The 18230-nt window shown below is 72.2% G+C and carries 16 protein-coding genes; 8 read left to right on the top strand and 8 right to left on the bottom strand.

From position 1 onward, the window contains the following. Positions 1–150: 150 nt before the first annotated feature. The 3 genes from CG740_RS18945 to CG740_RS18935 all read left to right on the top strand — a co-directional run bounded on the left by CG740_RS18945 (position 151) and on the right by CG740_RS18935 (position 4170). Positions 151–1230 (top strand): NAD(P)/FAD-dependent oxidoreductase, encoded by a 1080-nt coding sequence (locus CG740_RS18945; protein WP_234376356.1) that lies wholly within the window; start codon positions 151–153, stop codon positions 1228–1230. Between the two features lie 98 nt (positions 1231–1328). Beyond that, positions 1329–2432 (top strand): hypothetical protein, encoded by a 1104-nt coding sequence (locus CG740_RS18940; protein ID WP_100576337.1) that lies wholly within the window; start codon positions 1329–1331, stop codon positions 2430–2432. 91 nt (positions 2433–2523) lie between these two features. Then, positions 2524–4170, top strand: coding sequence for a GMC oxidoreductase (locus CG740_RS18935; RefSeq protein ID WP_100576336.1), 1647 nt, complete (start codon positions 2524–2526; stop codon positions 4168–4170). A 42-nt stretch (positions 4171–4212) separates the two neighbouring features. Here the strand turns inward: CG740_RS18935 and CG740_RS18930 are convergent, their stop codons facing one another. The 4 genes from CG740_RS18930 to CG740_RS18915 form a co-directional block, all read right to left on the bottom strand. Beyond that, positions 4213–4692 (bottom strand): carboxymuconolactone decarboxylase family protein, encoded by a 480-nt coding sequence (locus CG740_RS18930; protein ID WP_100576335.1) that lies wholly within the window; start codon positions 4690–4692, stop codon positions 4213–4215. Then, the gene (locus CG740_RS18925) at positions 4692–5774 is read right to left on the bottom strand and encodes an NAD(P)H-dependent amine dehydrogenase family protein (RefSeq protein ID WP_100576334.1); all 1083 of its coding nucleotides are present in this window, start codon (positions 5772–5774) and stop codon (positions 4692–4694) included. Before CG740_RS18925 ends, CG740_RS18930 begins: the two co-directional genes overlap by 1 nt. A 130-nt stretch (positions 5775–5904) precedes the next feature. Continuing rightward, a complete protein-coding gene (locus CG740_RS18920) occupies positions 5905–6630 on the bottom strand; it encodes a class F sortase (protein WP_100576333.1) in 726 nt (241 codons plus the stop codon). Beyond that, positions 6617–7231 carry a hypothetical protein gene (locus CG740_RS18915; protein ID WP_100576332.1) on the bottom strand — a complete coding sequence of 205 codons (615 nt, stop codon included), beginning with the start codon at positions 7229–7231 and terminating at the stop codon, positions 6617–6619. The genes CG740_RS18920 and CG740_RS18915 overlap by 14 nt, the downstream gene beginning before the upstream one ends. Positions 7232–7624: 393 nt before the next feature. On the opposite strand from CG740_RS18915, the gene CG740_RS18910 reads away from it, so the two are divergent. From CG740_RS18910 to CG740_RS18890, 5 genes are all read left to right on the top strand, one after another. After that, positions 7625–8005, top strand: a complete 381-nt coding sequence (locus CG740_RS18910) for a peptidase inhibitor family I36 protein (protein WP_100576331.1) — start codon at positions 7625–7627, stop codon at positions 8003–8005. A 196-nt stretch (positions 8006–8201) separates the two neighbouring features. Beyond that, a complete protein-coding gene (locus CG740_RS18905; RefSeq protein WP_100576330.1) occupies positions 8202–11390 on the top strand; it encodes an amidohydrolase family protein in 3189 nt (1062 codons plus the stop codon). A 169-nt stretch (positions 11391–11559) separates the two neighbouring features. After that, positions 11560–12240 (top strand): ABC transporter permease, encoded by a 681-nt coding sequence (locus CG740_RS18900; RefSeq protein WP_100576329.1) that lies wholly within the window; start codon positions 11560–11562, stop codon positions 12238–12240. Beyond that, positions 12237–12911, top strand: coding sequence for an ABC transporter permease (locus CG740_RS18895; protein ID WP_100576328.1), 675 nt, complete (start codon positions 12237–12239; stop codon positions 12909–12911). The genes CG740_RS18900 and CG740_RS18895 overlap by 4 nt, the downstream gene beginning before the upstream one ends. Then, positions 12908–13846 (top strand): ABC transporter substrate-binding protein, encoded by a 939-nt coding sequence (locus CG740_RS18890; RefSeq protein ID WP_100576327.1) that lies wholly within the window; start codon positions 12908–12910, stop codon positions 13844–13846. Before CG740_RS18895 ends, CG740_RS18890 begins: the two co-directional genes overlap by 4 nt. Positions 13847–13863: 17 nt before the next feature. Here the strand turns inward: CG740_RS18890 and CG740_RS18885 are convergent, their stop codons facing one another. From CG740_RS18885 to CG740_RS18870, 4 genes are all read right to left on the bottom strand, one after another. Beyond that, entirely contained in the window at positions 13864–14556 is a 693-nt protein-coding gene (locus CG740_RS18885) for an esterase/lipase family protein (protein WP_100576326.1), read from the bottom strand. Between the two features lie 145 nt (positions 14557–14701). Continuing rightward, a complete protein-coding gene (locus CG740_RS18880; RefSeq protein ID WP_100576325.1) occupies positions 14702–15862 on the bottom strand; it encodes a betaine/proline/choline family ABC transporter ATP-binding protein in 1161 nt (386 codons plus the stop codon). Between the two features lie 98 nt (positions 15863–15960). After that, positions 15961–17457: a sensor histidine kinase gene (locus CG740_RS18875; RefSeq protein ID WP_100576324.1), complete on the bottom strand. Its 1497-nt coding sequence runs from the start codon at positions 17455–17457 to the stop codon at positions 15961–15963. A gap of 12 nt (positions 17458–17469) precedes the next feature. Beyond that, positions 17470–18204, bottom strand: coding sequence for a response regulator transcription factor (locus tag CG740_RS18870; protein WP_100576323.1), 735 nt, complete (start codon positions 18202–18204; stop codon positions 17470–17472). Positions 18205–18230 lie beyond the last annotated feature (26 nt).

Here is an 18230-nt window from a genome sequence, read left to right as displayed (position 1 = left end):
CCGTACCGGGAGAGGGACTCCACCGGCCGCTCGCTCGCGTCGGCTAAGCCGTGCGGGGTCCTGAGCCCTGCTCCTATTTGCCATAACAGCAAGAAGTTTTGTCAATCGGGCAGCACCGGGCGCAGCATCGCGGCATTGGAGGTGTCGCACATGAGCGAGCGAACGGAACACACCATGAACAGCACTCCCGAAGGCGACCTGCCGGGGATCCACGACGCCGTGGTGATCGGCGGCGGTGCCGCGGGGCTGAGCGGCGCGCTCACCCTGGGCCGGGCCCGGCGTTCGGTCCTGGTGATCGACGCGGGGGAGCCGCGCAACGCCCCGGCCGCCGCGGTCCACGCATACCTGGGCCACGAGGGCACCCCGCCCGGCGAGCTCCTTGCCGCGGGCAGGGCCGAAGTGCTCGGCTACGGCGTCGAGTTGAGGGCCGGCACTGCCGTCGCCGCCCAGCGCGAGGGCGAGGCCTTCCGCGTCACCCTCGCCGACGCCACCGAAGTACGGGCCCGCAGGCTCCTGGTCACCACCGGCCTCGTCGATGAACTCCCCGATCTCCCGGGGCTCGCGGAGCTGTGGGGCACCGACGTACTGCACTGTCCCTACTGCCACGGCTGGGAGGTGCGGGACCGGGCCATCGGCGTGCTCGGCACCGGCCCGCTCGCCGTGCACCAGGCCCTGCTGTGGCGGCAGTGGAGCGACGACGTCACGCTCTTCCGGCACACTCTGGACGAGTTGGACGAGCGGAGCCATGAGGAGCTGGCTGCCCGGGGCGTGCGCGTCGTCGCCGGGGAGGTCGTCGGCCTGGCGGCGCGCGACCGACGTCTGACGGGCGTGCGACTTGTCGACGGAACGCTGATTGGCCGTCAGGTGCTGGTGGTGGCAGGTCAGTTGACGCCCAGGGTGGGCGTGCTCTCCTCGCTCGGGATCGAGCCCACCGATCTGGAGATGGGCGGCACCGTCATCGGCGCCCACATCGCCGCCGACCCGACCGGTGCCACCGCGGTGCCCGGAGTGTGGGTGGCCGGGAACGTGGCGAGCCCGACCGACCAGGTCGTCGCGGCCGCGGCCGCCGGAGTGCGGGCCGGGGCCGCGATCAACGCCGACCTGATCGCGGAGGAGACTCGCGCGGCCGTCGAGGCCCGTCGGGCGACGCTCGCCGGAGCGCCCTTCTCCGCCGAGTCGGAGCGCGCGGTGGCCGAGGTGGTCCTCGGCCACCGGCGGCACGGCCTGTGAGACGAGGCCTGCGGCCCGCCGGCTGCGGCGCGTCGTAACCTTCCTGTGGCCGGACGGGGGCAACGTCCGTCCGGCGTACGGGAAAGGAACAAGTCCAGGTGAGAGCAGTGTTCGGCGTGCTCGGCGCCGTCCTCGTGCTCGGGATCTTCTCCTCGGTGCTGCGCACCCTGGTGATTCCGCGGCCGACCCGGTCCAGCTTCACCCGGATCGTGCAGCAGGGGGTGCGGTGGCCCTTCCAGCGGGTGGCGGACCTGGCGCGCGGGGCCGAGACCAAGGACCGGGTGCTCGCGCCCGTCGCGCCGCTGTCCATCGTGATCACCCTGATGGGCTGGCTGTTCTGCTTCATGATCGGCTACGGGCTGCTGGAGGCGGCGGTCAGCGGGCTCGGCCTGCGCGAGTCGCTCACCGAGTCCGGCTCCTCGCTGTTCACCCTCGGCTTCGCCGCCGGCAACCGGGCCTCCCTGAACGCGATCGACTTCTGCGCTGCGGCCACCGGGCCCATCGTGATCGGCCTCCAGATCGGCTATCTGCCCACCCTGTACGCGGCCTACCAGCGCCGCGAAACCGAGGTGACCCTGCTCCAGGCCCGTGCGGGCAGCCCGCCCTGGGGGCCGGAGATCCTCGCCCGGTACGCCCAGATCGACGTCGTCAGCAGCGTCGGGGAACTGTTTCGCAACTGGGAGCGGTGGAGCGCCGAGGTGGGCGAGAGCCACACCACCTATCCCGTACTCATCCACTTCCGCTCCCCGAAGGCCACCCGCAACTGGCTGATCGCCCTCCTTGCGGTGATGGACGCGGCCGCCCTGCGTCTCGCCTTCAATCCCTCCCACCCCCAGTCCGAGGTGCGCATGGCGCTGCGCGCGGGCTTCGTCTGCCTGCGCGACATCGCCGACACGCAGGGCATCGCCTTCGACCCCGATCCGCACCCCGACGGCCCCCTCGATCTGACCTACGAGGACTTCCTGGCGGGGGTGGCCCGGATGCGGGAGCAGGGCTATCCCACCGAGCGGAGCCCCGAGGAGGCGTGGCCGCACTTCCGGGGCTGGCGGGTCAACTACGAGGCGCTTGCCCAGCGCCTGGCGCGGGACATCGATGCCGTACCGGCCCCGTGGTCCGGGCCGCGCCGCACCCCGGTCGCCATCCGTACGCCGGTGACGCCGGTCGACCGCAGGCCCGCTCCGCCCCCGTTCAAGAGCGCGTAACGAGCCAGAAGTTACCTCCAGGTATCTAGTGACTTATCACGCCAGCGCCAGTAGAACCTGTTCTCACTCCATCGAGAGTGAGGAATGTCACATGAGTGACACTACCATGCAACATTCGGGTTCCCAGGGTGTTTCGCGGCGGAGATTCATCGCTGGAACAGGTTCTATCCTCGGCGCGGCGGCGCTGGTGGGCCACGGCTCCTCGGCCTTCGCCGGAACCAGCGCCCGGGCGGCCGCCATCGGCGACGGCGCACATGTCCCGGCCCTCGTGATCGGCACCGGGTACGGCGGTTCGGTCGCGGCGCTGCGCCTCGCCCAGGCCGGCGTCGACGTGCAGATGGTCGAGATGGGCATGGCCTGGGACACGCCCGGATCGGACGGCAAGATCTTCTGCAACACGACCTCGCCGGACTACCGCTCGTACTGGCTGCGCACCAAGACCAAGCAGCCGCTGAGCAACTTCTTCGGCATCCCGATCGACCGGGACATCCCCCGCTACACCGGGATCCTGGACGCCGAGGACTTCAGCGGCATCACCGTCTACCAGGGCCGGGGCGTCGGCGGCGGCTCACTGGTCAACGGCGGTATGGCGGTCACACCCAAGCGCGAGAACTTCGGCGCCATCCTCCCGTCGGTCAACCCCGACGAGATGTACAACACCTACTATCCGCGCGCCAACGCCGGGCTCGGCTCGGGGCTCATCGACCCCGCCTGGTTCGACACGGTGGACTGCTACCAGTTCGCCCGCGTCGGCCGCAAGCAGGCCCAGCGCTCCGGCTTCCCCTTCGTGTTCGTGCCGGACGTGTACGACTGGGACTACATGAAGCAGGAGTCCGCCGGGACGGTTCCCAAGTCGGCCGTGGCGGGCGAGATCCTGTACGGCAACAACTACGGCAAGAAGTCCCTCCAGAAGACCTATCTGGCCCAGGCCAGGTCGACCGGCCGCGTCACCATCTCCCCGCTGCACCGGGTGACTTCGGTCTCGCCGGGCTCCGGCGGCGGCTACACCGTCGTCATCGAGCAGCTCAACACCAACGGCGATGTCACCGCCACCAAGACCGTCACGGCGGACAAGGTGTTCTTCGCGGCGGGCAGCGTCGGCACCAGCAAACTCCTCGTCAAGCTGAAGGCCACCGGCGCCCTGCCCAACCTGAACGGCGAGATCGGCCGCGGCTGGGGCGACAACGGCAATGTGATGTGCGGCCGGGCCAACTACATGTGGGACCCCACCGGCAAGGTCCAGGCGTCCATCCCGTGCGGCGGCATCGACAACTGGAACGCGGGAGGCGCGTTCGCCGAGGTGGCACCGCTGCCCACCGGCATCGAGACGTACGCCTCGTTCTACCTGTCGATCACCAAGAACCCCAACCGCGGCACGTTCTCCTGGAACCCCACGGCCGGCCGGGTCGACCTGGACTGGCAGACCGCCTGGAAGCAGGCGTCCATCGACATGGCGAAGACGATCTTCGACAAGATCAACGCCACCGAGGGGACCATCTACCGCACCGACCTGTTCGGCGTCTACAAGATCTGGAACGACACCCTCACCTACCACCCGCTGGGCGGCGCGGTCCTGAACAAGGCCACCGACAACTACGGGCGGCTGCAAGGGTATCCGGGCCTGTACGTGATCGACGGCTCGCTCATCCCCGGCAACACCAGCGTGAATCCGTTCGTCACCATCACGGCGCTCGCCGAACGGAACATCGAGAAGATCATCGCCGTCGACCTCAGGTGACGGCAGAACGCGGGGCCGCCCGGGACAGCGGGCGGCCCCGTTTCAGTGCGTCGGAAGGACGCACACGGAGTCGAGGCCGAGCACGTGGTTGAGCCGGCCGAACGCCAGCCACGAGCCGAGACTCATGCTCAGCTCCACGATCTCCACCTGGCTGTAGTGCGCGGTCATCCGCGCCCAGAACTCGTCGTCGAGCCCATGGTGGTCCACCGCGTACCGCTCGGCGTACTCGGCGGCGAGCCGGGTGCGGTCGTCGAAGGCGTCGGTGGTGCGCCACTCGGAGACCGCCTCGGCGAAGCCCTCCTCGACCTTCTCGCCGTCCCGGTCGGTGCGCCAGTCCAGGCAGAACTGGCAGCCGTTGATCTGTGCGATGCGCAGCCGGGCCGCCTCGAACTCCCGCAGCCCCAGGGTGGTGTGGGCGTACACGGACAGGGAGAAGTTCGCGGCGGCCATGCCGATGCCGGGGACCATGTCGCCCCACACGTACCCGATGGGCTCCTGGCCCTCGGGGATGTCGATCCTCATCATCGTTGCTTCCTTCCGAGCCTGCCGACTGCCGGGCGCAGTGGGACGTCGAGCGCGTCGTAGAGCCCGGGCTCCGCCTCGGCCAGCCAGTCGATGGCGTTCACCAGACGGCCCATCGCGGTGGCGTTGCCGCCCGCCGAGCGGTTCTCGCCCTCGTCGGTCGCCTCGACGGTGACCTCGATGCGCGGGCGCCCCTCGATCACGACGCGGTGCGCCCCGTCGCCGCCGTCGGGCGGCGCCGGCCAGTCCGGGGCGCAGGAGGGGTGGATGCGGGTGATGTGCTCGATGACGATGCGTGGTTCGCCCTCGACGATGCCCTGCACCTCGAACCGGACGGCACCCTGCGTGCCCGCCTCGAAGGTGCCCATCGTGCGGGTGTCGACGGTGGCGTCCAGCGCGCGGCGCTCCAGGGTCTCCCGGATGTCGTCGAGCTCGACGCCCAATGCCCTTGCCATGAGCCGGAGTTGGCCACCCCACACCATGGTCGGAATGGACGGTGCGAGCATCAGGGGCGCGTAGTCCATCGGATGTCCCATGCCGATCAGGTGGCGGACCGACTCCTCCTGGTCGTAGGTGGAGTAGTCGAAGACCTCCTGGCAGCGGATCGCGTCCACCGTAGAGCCGAGGCCGCTGATCAGCAGGGGCAGGACGTCGTTGCCCCAGCCCGGGTCCACGCCCGAGACGAACAGCGATCCGCCGCCCGCGGCGACCGCGGCGAGCACCGGGTCCCGGAACTCGGGCGGCGCGCTGCGGTGGTCGTACAGCGGATACAGGGCGGGGGTGACGACCACGGCCCCGGCCCGGATCGCGCGAGTGACGTCGGCGAGGGCCTCGTCGGGCCGGATGTCGCCGGAGGCGGCGTACACCACCGCGCGGGGCCCCGAGGCGAGGACGGCCGCGATGTCGTCGGTCGCGGCGATCCCCGACCTGCCGTCCATACCTGCGAGTTGAGCGGCGTCGCGGCCCACCTTGGCGGGGTCGTGGACGAGTACCGCCGAGAGTTCCAGCGCGGGATGGGCCTCGACGGCGCGTATCGCCGCACGCCCGACATTGCCGGTGCCCCAGACAACCGTGGAAATCATGCGCGGAGGGTAGCGAGACGGACCTGAGGTTCCTAGAGCCGTGGCCGGAAAAGATGCGGCACTTCGGCCGTCCCGCTACTGGTGTCCCGCTGGGGGCCACGCGTCCCGCACAAGGCCCGCCGGACAGGCCCTAGGCCCGGCCGCCCCGACGGGCCGGGTGGTTCGGGAAGGCGCGGACCTGGGTGAGATGGGCGAAGACGACGAGGTTGCTCTCGTACCCCGTCTGCGTGCTGAACCGGCCACCGCAGGTGATCACGCGCAGCTCCGGCCGGCCCGTCGATCCGTAGACCTCCTGGTCGGGGAAGTGCGCCTTCTCGTACGTCGTGACCTTGTCCACCGTGTACACGGCGATCCTGCCGTCCGCGCGGCGCGCCTCGATCGTGCGGCCGGGGCGCAGCGTCCGCAGCGCGGCGAAGACGGCGGGCCCGGTCCTGGTGTCGCGGTGCCCGACGGCGACGGCCGTCCCCGATTCGCCCGGGGACGGGCCGCCTTGGTACCAGCCCACGACCTTGGCGTCGTCCACGGGCGGGGTGGTGAGGCGGCGCTCGGCGTCCAGGCCCAGGGGGACGACCGGGGCCTCGATGCCGAGGTGCGGAACCGTCAGCGACACCGCGGGGGACGGCGGCAGCGCGGCCGGCGCCGGCGAACGTGTGGCGGCCGGTCCCCGGCTGTCGCCGGCGGACGCCACCGCAACCCCGCCGTCGTGGGGCCCGGCCGCCGCCGGCACCGTGCCCTCGTCGTCCTGCGCCCACCAGACGCCGCCCACCACCAGGGACAGCGTCAGCGCGGCCGTCCGCGTCAGGCGGTAGGCGCGCGTCCGGCGCCGGGTGAGGGGGGCGCCGCTACGCTGCGCCATCGGGGCGGCGGCGCAGGCGGCGGATGTAGAGCACCCCGGCGACCGAGACGAGCCCCACGCCGGCCACCGCACCGGCCTGCGGGACACCGGCGGTCTCGGCGAGACCGCCGCCGCCCGCGGGCACGCCGCCGTGCGGTGCCACGCGGCTGCCGGCGGCCGTCTTGCACGCGACGTCGAAGACCTTCTGCTTGCCCGCGCCCTTGCCGCCGACGATGTTCCAGACGAGCTTGTACTGCCCGTCGGGCAGCGTCAGGGGCGCGGAGTGGCCGGTGCCGGTGGCGAGTTGGAGGGTGCCGGACAGCGAGGCGCCGCCCGCTCTGGCGGGCTGGGTGCTGATCTGATACGTGACGCTCTGGACGGTGTCGAAGTTGAAGGCGTCCAGGTAGAAGCCGCAGACCTTGGGCTCGTTGCGCTGGTCCGTGAACTGCGTACCCATCGCGTGGATCTTGACGTCGCCGTTGTCGCCGGGGGCGGCGAAGGCCGTGGGCGCGCCCGACAGGATGGTTCCCGCGGCGGTGAGCGCCGCGAGGGCGGCGACGCGCGTGCGCGGACTGCGGAGCGCGGGCACGGCGGTCAGGGCGTGAAGAGCTGGGGCAGGCATATGCGTTCCTCTGGCTCGAATGATTGTCATACAAATTGGATCTCTGGGGGACTCCCTTTCATGTCCGCGAGGCGCCGCGCACGCGCCCCGCCGTGCACGGCACCGGATATCACCCGTCCGCCCCAACGAACGGTCGCGGGGCGAGCGGAGTGGGCACCGGCGCACCACCGGAGTGCGCGCCCGTCTGCCCCCGCACCGGCCCGGACGGCGTGAAATGCCCTGCTGGCGGCCCGGGCGCGACGAAATACTGGGCGGTGTTTTCGCGGGGCGGGCCCATCGGCGGCCGCATCGGCGGGCCGTTCGTCCCGGCCTTCCCGCGCCCACGCGATCCTCCGCGGCCGGCCCGCGAGGCCCGGACCGGGGGACCGCCGACGAGAAAGAGGTGTTCTTCCCATGCGTCGTATCCACTCGTTCGCCGTCGCCTCCGTAGCCGTGGTCGCCGCCCTGGGCGTCGTCCCGACCGCGACCGCGGCCCCCGCGGCACCCGCCCGCGCGGCGGCCTACAACTGCACGTCCGGATACTTCTGCATCTACAGCGGCTGGAACGGCTCGGGAACCCGCTGCCAGTGGTCGCAGTCCAAGCTGGCCAACACCGCGGACAACTGTTCCTTCATCCAGCAGGGCAAGAAGGTCCTGTCGGTGTGGAACAAGACCGGGCACCGCGTGCAGTACTACACCCAGACCAACTACAACGCACGCGTCGGATCCACCGAGTCCGGCAAGGGCGGCAACCTCCAGGGCAGTTACCAGATCCGCTCCTTCAAGCCCCAGTAAGGGCCGCGCCGCCGAGCGCAGCCACCTCCCCCCGCTCGGCGGGTGCGTCGAGCGGCGGGGGAGGACCGACCCGTCCGCCACGTAGGAGCGTCTGCCCAAGAGGACTGACCCACAGGGAGGTTGGCGACGGGCGTACCCGTTTGGCGGGAATGGCGGTGTTGCCCCTGCGCCGCGCGGTGCGCCAGCGTGCTCTGTCATGGACCGTGACCACACCCCCACTCCCCTCTCCCTCTCCCGCCGCCAACTCCTCGCCGCCGCGGGCGTCGCCGGGGCCGTCACCGCCGTCGGCGTCGTGCCCGCCCCGGCCCTGGCCGCGCCGCGCACCGGGCTCTCCCTGTCCTTCACGGCCGCCACCAACGGAGCCGCGAGCCTCTCACCCGCGGGGGACCACCTGATCGCCGAGATCCAGGACGTCCTGTGGTCCCTGCCCCGCGCCGGCGGCAAGGCCGAGCCGCTCACCCCGGCCGGGCTCGAACCCACCCGGCCCGTGCACGCCCCCGACGGGGAGCTCATCGCGTTCAGCGCGTACCAGGGCGGCGGCTACCACATCTGGACCATGCGGCCCGACGGATCCGAGCTGCGCCGACGCACCGAAGGCCCGTGGGACGACCGCGGCCCCGCCTGGTCGCCCGACGGCACGCGCATCGCCTTCTCCTCCGAGCGCGGCGGCGACCCGGTGGCCGGCAGCCCCTACCGCATCCACGTACTCGACCTGCCCACCGGCCGGTTGACCCGTCTCACCGGGCTTTCCGGCCAGGACGGCCCGCTCCAGGACGGCCCGTTCGAGGACTTCGACCCGACCTGGTCACCCGACGGCAAGCGGATCCTGTTCGTCCGGGCCAAGGCCGTCACCACGCCGTTCGGGCTCGGCGTGGACGCCAGGACCGTCGCCGCCGTCCCCGCCCAGGGCACGGGCGCGGTCACGATCGAGCACACCGAGACCGAGAACGCCCAGGTCATGACACCGGCCCTGGCACCCGACGGCCACCGCCTCGCCTACCTGCGCACCACCCCCGCGCCCAACGCCTCATGTGCCCTGGTCGTCGACGGCAAACCCGTCCCCGTCGCCGGGGACATCGCGCCGATGCCCCCGCGCTGGACGCATGACGGCGCGCTGCTGCTCACCGTGGACGGCACGTTCACCCTGGTGCGCCCGGACGAGCCGGCCGAGCCCGAGCGGATCCCGTTCGAGGGAGCGCTCCCCGTCGACCGGCCGCGCTATCAGGTCAAGGCGTACGACCTCGGCGAGGAGCGGGTCCGTCCGGTGCGCGGCATCCATCTGCCCGCGCTGTCGCCCGACGGCCGGAAGATCGCCTTCGCCGCCCTCAACTCGCTCTGGATCGCGGACACTTCGGGATCCAGGCCGCCCGAGCGGCTGCGCCAGTCGTCGGCCACGCGCTATCTGCTCGGGCCGGTCTGGGCGCGCGACGGGCGCTCGCTCCTGTACGCCGACGACCGGGACGGTCTGTTCGGCATCTACCGCCGCAATCTCGCCGACGGCACAGAGAGCGCGCTCGCGACCGGCGGCCGGGTGCATCCGGCGCTCTCGCCCGACGGCAGGCGGCTCGCCTCGATCGACATGTCGGGGCGGCTCGTCGTGCGGGACCTCGCGAGCGGTACCGACCGCGTCCTGGTGTCGGCGCTCGGCGCCGGCGGGCTGCCGGGACGGCCCAGCTGGTCACCCGACGGCCGCCATCTCGCCCTGTGCGACCGCAACCGGCTCAACCTGCGGTTCCGCGAGGGCTACAACGTCATCCGGGTCGTCGACACCACCACCGGCGCCGACCGTCTGCACGCCGTGGCCCCGCACGTCTCCATTGCCGACCGCTACGACTCCGGCCCCGTGTGGTCGCCCGACGGGCGCTGGATGGCGGTCGTCGTCGAATCCGCGCTGTGTGTCCTGCCCGTCGCACCCGACGGCACCCCTCAGGGCGCGCCGCGCACCCTCACCACCGAGCCGGCCGACCACCCGTCCTGGTCCGGCGACTCCAGGACGCTGCTCTACCTCTCCGGCGCGCGGCTGCGGCTCATCGGCGTCGACGGCGGCGGCGCGCGGACCGTGCGCGTACCGCTCGACCAGCGCCGGCCGGCGCCCGCCGACACGGTGGTGCACGCCGGCCGGCTCTGGGACGGCACGGGCGAATCGGTGCGCGAGGACGTCGACATCGTGGTGCGCGCGGGCCGTATCGCCGCCGTCGAACCCCACCGCAGGCGCGGGGCGCAGAGGGTTGTCGACGCCTCCGGACAGACCGTGCTGCCCGGGCTCTGGGACACCCACACCCACCCGTGGCAGAGCACCTACGGCGGCCGTCAGACGGTCGGCCAGCTCACCTACGGCATCACCACCGCCGTGTCGCTCGGCGGCTTCGCCTACGAACAGGCCCGCATCCGCGAGGCCGTGGCCACCGGCCAGTTGGCCGGGCCGCGGCTGCTCACCACCGGCGAACTGCTCGACGGCGCCCGCGTCGCCTACAGCATGGGCCGCGCCCACCGCACCGAGGCAGGCCTCAAGCGTTCCCTCGAACGCGGTGCCGCCCTCGACTGGGACTTCGTCAAAACCTATGTGCGGGCGCCCAGTTGGCTGATGACAGAGGCCGCACGGTTCGCCCACGAACGGCTCGGCGTGCGCTCGGGCAGCCACTTGCTCTCACCGGGCGTCCAGGTCGGACAGGACCTGACGACCCATCTGCTGGCAACCCAGCGTGCCGAGTTCGGCCACGCGACCTCCGCGACCGGGCACGCCTACGAGGACGTCATCGAGATCTACACGGCGCACGGCATCAACTTCGCGCTCATCGTGACGCCGTTCACCTCGGCGCCGCTGCTGGGCGCGGACCCGGCCCTCGCCGACGACCCCCGGGTCACCACCGTGATGCCACCGTGGGACTCGGCGGCCGTACGGCAGTCGGCGGGCACGGCGCCCACGGCGGCCCAGCTCGCCACGCTGCGCACGGAGACCGATGTGTACCGCCGCGTGATCGACGGCGGCGGCCTGCTCGCCCTCGGCACGGACCAGCCGCTCGTGCCCGTCGGACTCTCGCTCCATCTGGGACTGCGCGCCCTGCACCTCGGCGGCCTCTCACCGGCCGCGACGCTCCGCACCGCGACCGTCCACCCCGCCCGGCTCTTCGGGCTCGACAAGGAACTCGGCACGGTCGAGCACGGCAAGCTCGCCGACCTCACCCTGGTCGACGGCGACCCGTTCCATGACTTCGACTCCCTGGTGCGCACCACGGGCGTGCTCAGGGGCGGTGTCCCGTACCGGACCGCCGACCTGGTGTCCGCGTTCCAGCCGCACGAGCGCCACCCCGCGGCGAGGTCCGAGGACTGGCTGGAGGTGGGCCGGCTGCTGCGCCGCGACGGCTGCTGCGACGCCGGGCTGTGAGACGCGCGGGTCCGGGCCGCCCCCAGGTGTACCGGGCCCGCCGGCCCGGGACACAGGGGCGGCCGTCCGACGTTGCCGGGCCCCCTTGACGCCCCGCTGTCCCAACGTCTGCCCCCGAACAGCCCACCAGGACGCGCGGCCGGGCGGGGCGGCGGGCTCCAATGAACGGGTGACCGCGCCCCCCGACGACTGCCTCGCGCGCAATGAGTGGATCTGCGGCGCCTATCTGTCGAGCCGTAGCCAGATCCTGTGGGACGCGGTCGTCCAGCACCTCCAGCTCACCGCGGTCTCCGTGGCGATCGGACTGGTCATCGCCGTACCGCTGGCCGTCGCCGCCCGCCGCTGGCGCTGGGCGGCGGCTCCGGTGCTCGGCGTCACGACGATCCTCTACACGATTCCCTCGCTCGCCATGTTCTCGCTGCTCCTGCCGGTGTACGGGCTCTCCGCGTCGATCGTCATCGCCGGTCTTGTCCTGTACTCGCTGACCCTGCTCGTGCGGAACATCCTGGCCGGGCTGCGGGCCGTACCGGAGGACACCCGGCAGGCTGCCCGCGGCATGGGGTACGGGCCGGTGCGTCTGCTCCTGGCGGTCGAACTCCCCCTCGCGGTCCCGGCCGCCATGGCCGGTCTGCGGATCGCCACGGTCTCCGCGGTCTCCCTGGTGACGGTCGGCGCGATCGTCGGGTACGGCGGACTCGGCAATCTGATCTACGCCGGGATGAACACCTACTTCAAGGCCCAGGTGCTCACCGCCTCCGTACTGTGCGTGGTGATCGCCGTCGCCGCGGACCTGCTGCTGCTCGGCATCCAGCGCCTGCTGACCCCCTGGACGCGGGCGGTGGCCTCATGAACACGCTCTCCGACACCTGGTCGTGGCTCACCTCGGCGGCCCACTGGTCGGGCGAGAACGGGATCTGGAACCGGCTCGGCCAGCACCTGTGGCTCACCGCCCTGTGCCTCTTGCTGAGCTGCCTCATCGCATTGCCCGTCGCACTCGTCCTCGGCCACCTCGGCAAGGGCGGCACCCTCGCCGTCAACATCTCCAACGTCGGCCGCGCGGTGCCCACCTTCGCCGTCCTCGTCCTGCTCCTGCTGACCCCGATCGGCAAGTACGGCGAGTGGCCGACCATCATCGCGCTGATCCTCTTCGCCGTGCCCCCGCTGCTGACCAACGCCTATGTCGGCATGCGCGAGGTAGACCGGGACGTGGTGCGCGCGGCCCGGGGCATGGGCATGACCGGGCGCCAGCTCCTGTTCCGCGTCGAGCTCCCGCTCGCCCTGCCGCTGATCCTCACCGGGGTGCGCATCGCCGCCGTCCAGCTGGTCGCGACCGCCACGCTCGCGGCCCTGGCGGGCGGCGGCGGGCTCGGCCGGATCATCACCGCCGGGTTCAACCTCGCCTCGACGCCCCAAGTCGTCGCCGGGGCCGTCCTGGTGGCGGCCTTCGCGCTCGTCGTGGAAGGCGTCTTCGAACTGGTCCAGCGCTTCGCGCCGCAGTGGGCGAAGGGCGGTTTCGGATGAGGCCGCGCCTGCTGCTCGCCGCCCTCGCGCTGACGGTGCTCACCGCCTGCACCACCGGGCCGAGCCTGGAGAAGCAGGGCGCGGTCACCGCGCCGCCCGGCGACAACAAGCACCTGACGATCGGCTCCGCCGGATTCACCGAGAGCGACCTGCTCGCCCAGATGTACGCGCAGCTGCTCGACAGGGCCGGCTACCACACGAAGATCCTCTCGGTCACCAACCGGGAGATCTACGAACCCGCCCTGGAGAGCGGCCAGATCGACGTCGTGGCGGAGTACGCGGCCACCTTCGCGGACTGGCTCAACGCCAAGGCGCACGGCGCCGACGCCAAGCCCGTCGGCTCGCCCGACCTGAACCGCACGATGACGGCCCTGCGCGCCCTGGCCACCCCGCGCGGTCTGACCGTCCTGGACCCGGGCAGGGCGGTGGACCAGAACGCGTTCGCCGTCGCCGAGTCCTACGCGCGCGAACACCGGCTGAAGACGCTGAGCGACCTGGGTGCGGCCAGGCTTCCGGTCCGGCTCGCGGCGGGCGACGAATGCGTTCAACGCCCTTATTGCGAACCGGGGTTGAAAAGGGTGTACGGGATCGATGTGACGGCCGTCGACCCCAAGGGCGTCGGCACCACCCCGGCGAAGCAGGCCGTCCAGAGCGGTCAGGACCAGATGGTCCTGACCACCACGACGGACGCCACGCTCGGACAGTTCGGCCTGGTGCTGCTCGCCGACGACAAGCACCTCCAGAACGCGGACTACATCGTGCCGGTGGTCAACCGCTCACGGGCCGGCAGCGCGGGCGTGACGGGAGCGCTCGGCCGGCTCAACACGGTGCTCACCACGGCCGACCTCGCCTCCCTCAACGAACAGGTCGACAGCTGGCGCCGGCTGCCCGAGGACGTGGCGAAGAACTACCTCAAGTCCAAGCACCTGATCTGACGCCGCGTCCAACCGGCCTACCGCTTCAGGAAGTTGAGTACTCCCTGAGCGGTGGGCGCGTCGGTCAGGAGATCGTTGTGGGCGAGGCAGCCGGCGTCGGTGTTGACCGCGCCGGACAGCGGGACACTGCTGTTGGGCAGGATGAACTCGTCGCAGTCCGACCAGAACGTGGCGTACTTCGTCGGGCCGGGGGTCTCGCTGCCGCTCGCAAGATGGCTCTCCACGTACGAGTTCGGAGTCATGTCCCGGCAGCCCTGGTCCCAGATCGCACAGGCCCAGGCCAGGTTCGTCCCGTGGTTGGGCCCGCCGAGGGACACCCAGTGCCGCACCACGTTGGTGCCGCCGCCGAACTTCACGTACCAGCGGGTGGGCAGGCTGCCCTGGCTGTGCGCGACGATGTCGACCTGCGCGGAGCCGGTCTGGGCGCGCACGGAGTCGACGTACGCGGCGAACTGGCCGGCCAAAACCTCGTTGGTCGAGCGGCTGGAGTCGTAGCCCCACGCGAAGAGGTCGCCCGCGGGGTAGCCGGCCTGCTGGAAGCGGTCCTTCATGGTGCCCCAGACACCGGGATCGGCATTGCGGCCGTGCACGAAGACGACGGGGACGGGAGCGGCGGCCGCCGGGGCCGGCTGGGCGGCGGTGGCCGTGGGGGCGAGGGCGATCGTGCCGGCGAGCAGAGCGAGCGCGGCGGCGGCGGGTGCGAGGCGCATGGCGGCTCCAGCGGGGGTGGGGTGCGGGAATGCCCCGTACGAGGGCTACCGGATGGTAACCACGCGTCCCGTGGAACGTAAGGGGCGGGCGGGCCCAACTTTGCTCATGCTGAGGCGAGTTGGCGTCGGCGGCGTGGTACGGCGCTCACGCGTCCGCGATCGAGTCGAAGTCGACCTCGGTCCGCTCCACGCCCAGCGCGTCCGCGTCCACCGAGCGGCGCAGCGCCTCGTGCAGCTTCGCGGGGGTCAGGACGCCGAGGAAACGGGCGCCGTCCACCACGGCGACCCAGCCCGCGTCGTACTGGAGCATCTCGCTGAACGCCTGCTTGAGCGGCGCCCCGACCGGCACCCACGCCTCCATGCGCCGGGCCAGGTCCGCCACCGAACCCGCCCCCGCCAGGGACAGCTCGTCGGTGGCGACCCAGCCGTGCAGTTCGCCGCCCTCGTTGAGCACCACCGCCCAGCGCGCGTCCTCGCCGCGCAGCCGGGCGGCGGCCACCGCCGCGGGCTCGTCGAGCCGCACGACCGGCGGCTGCTCCAGGTCGTCCGGCTCCACCGTCGTGACCGACAGGCGCTTCAACCCCCGGTCCGCGCCCACGAATTGGGCCACATAGGCGGTGGCGGGCGCGCCCAGGACCGACGCCGGAGTGTCGAACTGCTCGATGCGCCCCGAGCCGTACACCGCCATGCGGTCACCCATCCGGACGGCCTCCTCGATGTCATGGGTGACCAGCAGGACCGTCTTGCGCACGGTCGCCTGAAGGCTCAGGAACTCGTTCTGGAGGCGCTCGCGCACCACCGGGTCGACCGCACCGAACGGCTCGTCCATCAGAAGCACCGGCGGGTCCGCCGCCAACGCCCTTGCCACGCCCACCCGTTGGCGCTGGCCGCCCGAGAGCTGGGCGGGGTAGCGCGTCCCGTACGTCGACGGGTCGAGCCCCACCAGGTCGAGCAGCTCGGCCGCCCGTGCCCGGGCCTTCGCCCGCTTCCAGCCGACCAGCGCCGGGACCGTCGCGGTGTTGTCGAGGATCGTGCGGTGCGGGAAGAGGCCGACCTGCTGGATGACGTAGCCGATCCGGCGGCGCAGCTTCACCGGGTCCAGCGTGGCGATGTCCTCCCCGTCGACCAGGATGCGGCCCGAGGTGGGCTCGATGAGCCGGTTCACCATCATCATCGTGGTCGTCTTGCCGCAGCCGGACGGTCCGACCAGGGTGACCAGTTCGCCCTCCGCGACCTCGAAGGACAGGTCGTCGACGGCACGCGTGCCGTCCGGGTAGACCTTGCTGACCTGCTCGAACCGGATCATGAACCCACGCTAGGAGTCCTTGGCCCCGCCCGCACTCGGACCGGTCCGGGGGAGTGGGCCGGTGCCGGTCCCCCCCGCCTCCTCGTCCGGCCGCCCGTTCAGGCCACGGTGGGCAGCACTACCCGGAACACCGCGCCCTCGCCGGGCGCGGTCACCAGCTCCACCTGCCCGTGATGGGCCTGCACCAGGGCCGAGGCGATGGCGAGGCCCAGGCCCGCGCCGCCCCCGGTCTGCCGGCTGCGCGAGGCGTCCACACGGTAGAAGCGCTCGAAGACGCGGGCCGCCTGCTCGGGCGCCAGACCCGGGCCCGTGTCGGCGACCTCGATGAGGCAGTGGCCCCCGGTCGCGCCCACTCCGATCCGTACCGCGGTTCCCGACGGCGTGTGCGCGACGGCGTTGCCGACGAGGTTCGCGACCACCTGGCGCAGCCGCGCCTCGTCGCCGAGCACCGGGGCGGGACCGGGCCCGCCCGCCCCGCCGGGCCCGGTCAGGGTGACCTCGCGGGTCGGATCCAGGGCCCGGGTGTCGTGCAGGGCGTCCACCGCGAGGGTGCGCAGATCCATCGGGGCGAGCTGGAGCGGGCGCTGCTCGTCCATGCGGACCAGGGTGAGCAGATCCTCGACCAGGCCGCCGAGCCGTACCGCCTCGCTCTCGATGCGGGCCATGGTGCGCTTCACATCCGCCTCGTCGGGGAGCGCGCCCATCCGGTACAGCTCGGCGAAGCCGCGGATCCCGGCCAGCGGGGTGCGCAGCTCGTGGCTGGCGTCCGCGACGAAGCGGCGCATCTGCCCCTCCGACTCGGCGCGCGCCGCGAACGCCGATTCGAGCTGGGCGAGCATCCCGTTGAGCGCGCTGGTGAGCCGCCCGGCCTCGGTGTGCGGAGAGGCGTCCGGCATCCGGTGCGAGAGCGGCCGGCCGGCCGCGATCTCCGCCGCCGTCGCCTCGATGCGGCGCAACGGACGGAGGCCGGCCCGTACCGCGAACCAGCCCGCCACCCCGAGGAGCAGCGCGACGACGACCCCGATGAGCTGGAAGGCCGTGGCCAGATGGTCGACCGTGGAGGAGACCTCCTCAAGCGGCGCCGCCACGATCACCCCGGCGGGCAGCGCCGGGTCGCCGCTGTCCACCGGCACGATCAGCATCCGCCAGCTGCCGCCCCCGTGATCGCTGGGCACCTCGAAAGGCTTGCCGAGGTGGGCCCGGAGCGCCGCCGCGTCCATCACGGGCCAGGTGGGTCGCGGGTCGGCCGCCGCGACCGGCTGGCGGAACTGCTCGGTGACCTTCCCGTCGTCGGCGGCGAACGCGAGGACGTACTGACTGGGCAGCCAGGCCCGGCCGCCCCCCGTCCGGCCGCCCCTTGACGCGGGGGTGCCCTCGACACCGACCCGGTGGGCCACCGAGTCCCCGAACCGGTTCAGCTGCTGGTCCACCCGCTGCACCAACTGGCCGCGCACGGAGCTGAGCACGACGGTGTCGCTGACCGTGAGCCCGAGCGCCACCAGGGCCATGGAGAGCAGCACGAGCCGCGAGCGCAGCGACAGCGCGGCGAAGCGGCGCGGCAGCCGGCCCAGCCGCGCCCGGAGGTACCTCAGCATCGGCCGGACACCTCAGGACTGCGGCCGGCGCAGCACATAGCCGATGCCGCGCACGGTGTGGATGAGCTTGGGCGCCCCGTCCGCACCCGAGTCCACCTTGCGGCGCACGTACGAGATGTACGACTCGACGATGCTGAGGTCCCCGCCGAAGTCGTACGCCCACACGTGGTCGAGGATCTGCGGCTTGGACACGACCCGGTCGGCGTTGGCCATCAGATAGGCGAGCAGCTTGAACTCGGTGGGGGAGAGCGAGACCGGCCGCCCGCCACGCAGCACCTGGTGGCCCACCGGGTCGAGTTCCAGGTCGCCCGCCACCAGACGGCCCTCGCCGCTCGGGCCGCCGGTGCGGCGCAGGATCGCACGGATGCGGGCGATCAGCTCCTCCAGGCTGAACGGCTTGGTGACGTAGTCGTCGCCGCCCGCCGTCAGTCCGCTGATCTTGTCGTCGACGCCGTCCTTCGCGGTGAGGAAGAGCACCGGCAGATGGTCCGGGCCCGGTCCCGCGCCTGGCTCCTCGCGGAGCCTGCGCACCACGGCGAAGCCCGTCATGTCGGGCAGCATCACATCGAGCACCACCAGGTCGGGACGTTCCTTGGCGACGGCCGCCAGCGCGTCGGCCCCGGTGGCCGCCGAGACGACCTTGAAGCCGACGAAGCGCAGCGAAGCCGAGAGCAGCTCCCGGATGTTGGGCTCGTCGTCGACGACGAGCAGGCTCGCCTCGGGCACGGCCGCGTCCGTCGGGGCCATCGGGTTCCTCCTTGTACCGGCGTGGG

The sequence above is a fragment of the Streptomyces sp. CB01201 genome (assembly GCF_002803085.1).
In the GTDB taxonomy this organism is placed as follows: domain Bacteria; phylum Actinomycetota; class Actinomycetes; order Streptomycetales; family Streptomycetaceae; genus Streptomyces; species Streptomyces hundungensis.
The sequence above is the reverse complement of the archived record's forward strand: the minus strand, read 5'-3'. Positions and strand labels throughout refer to the sequence as shown.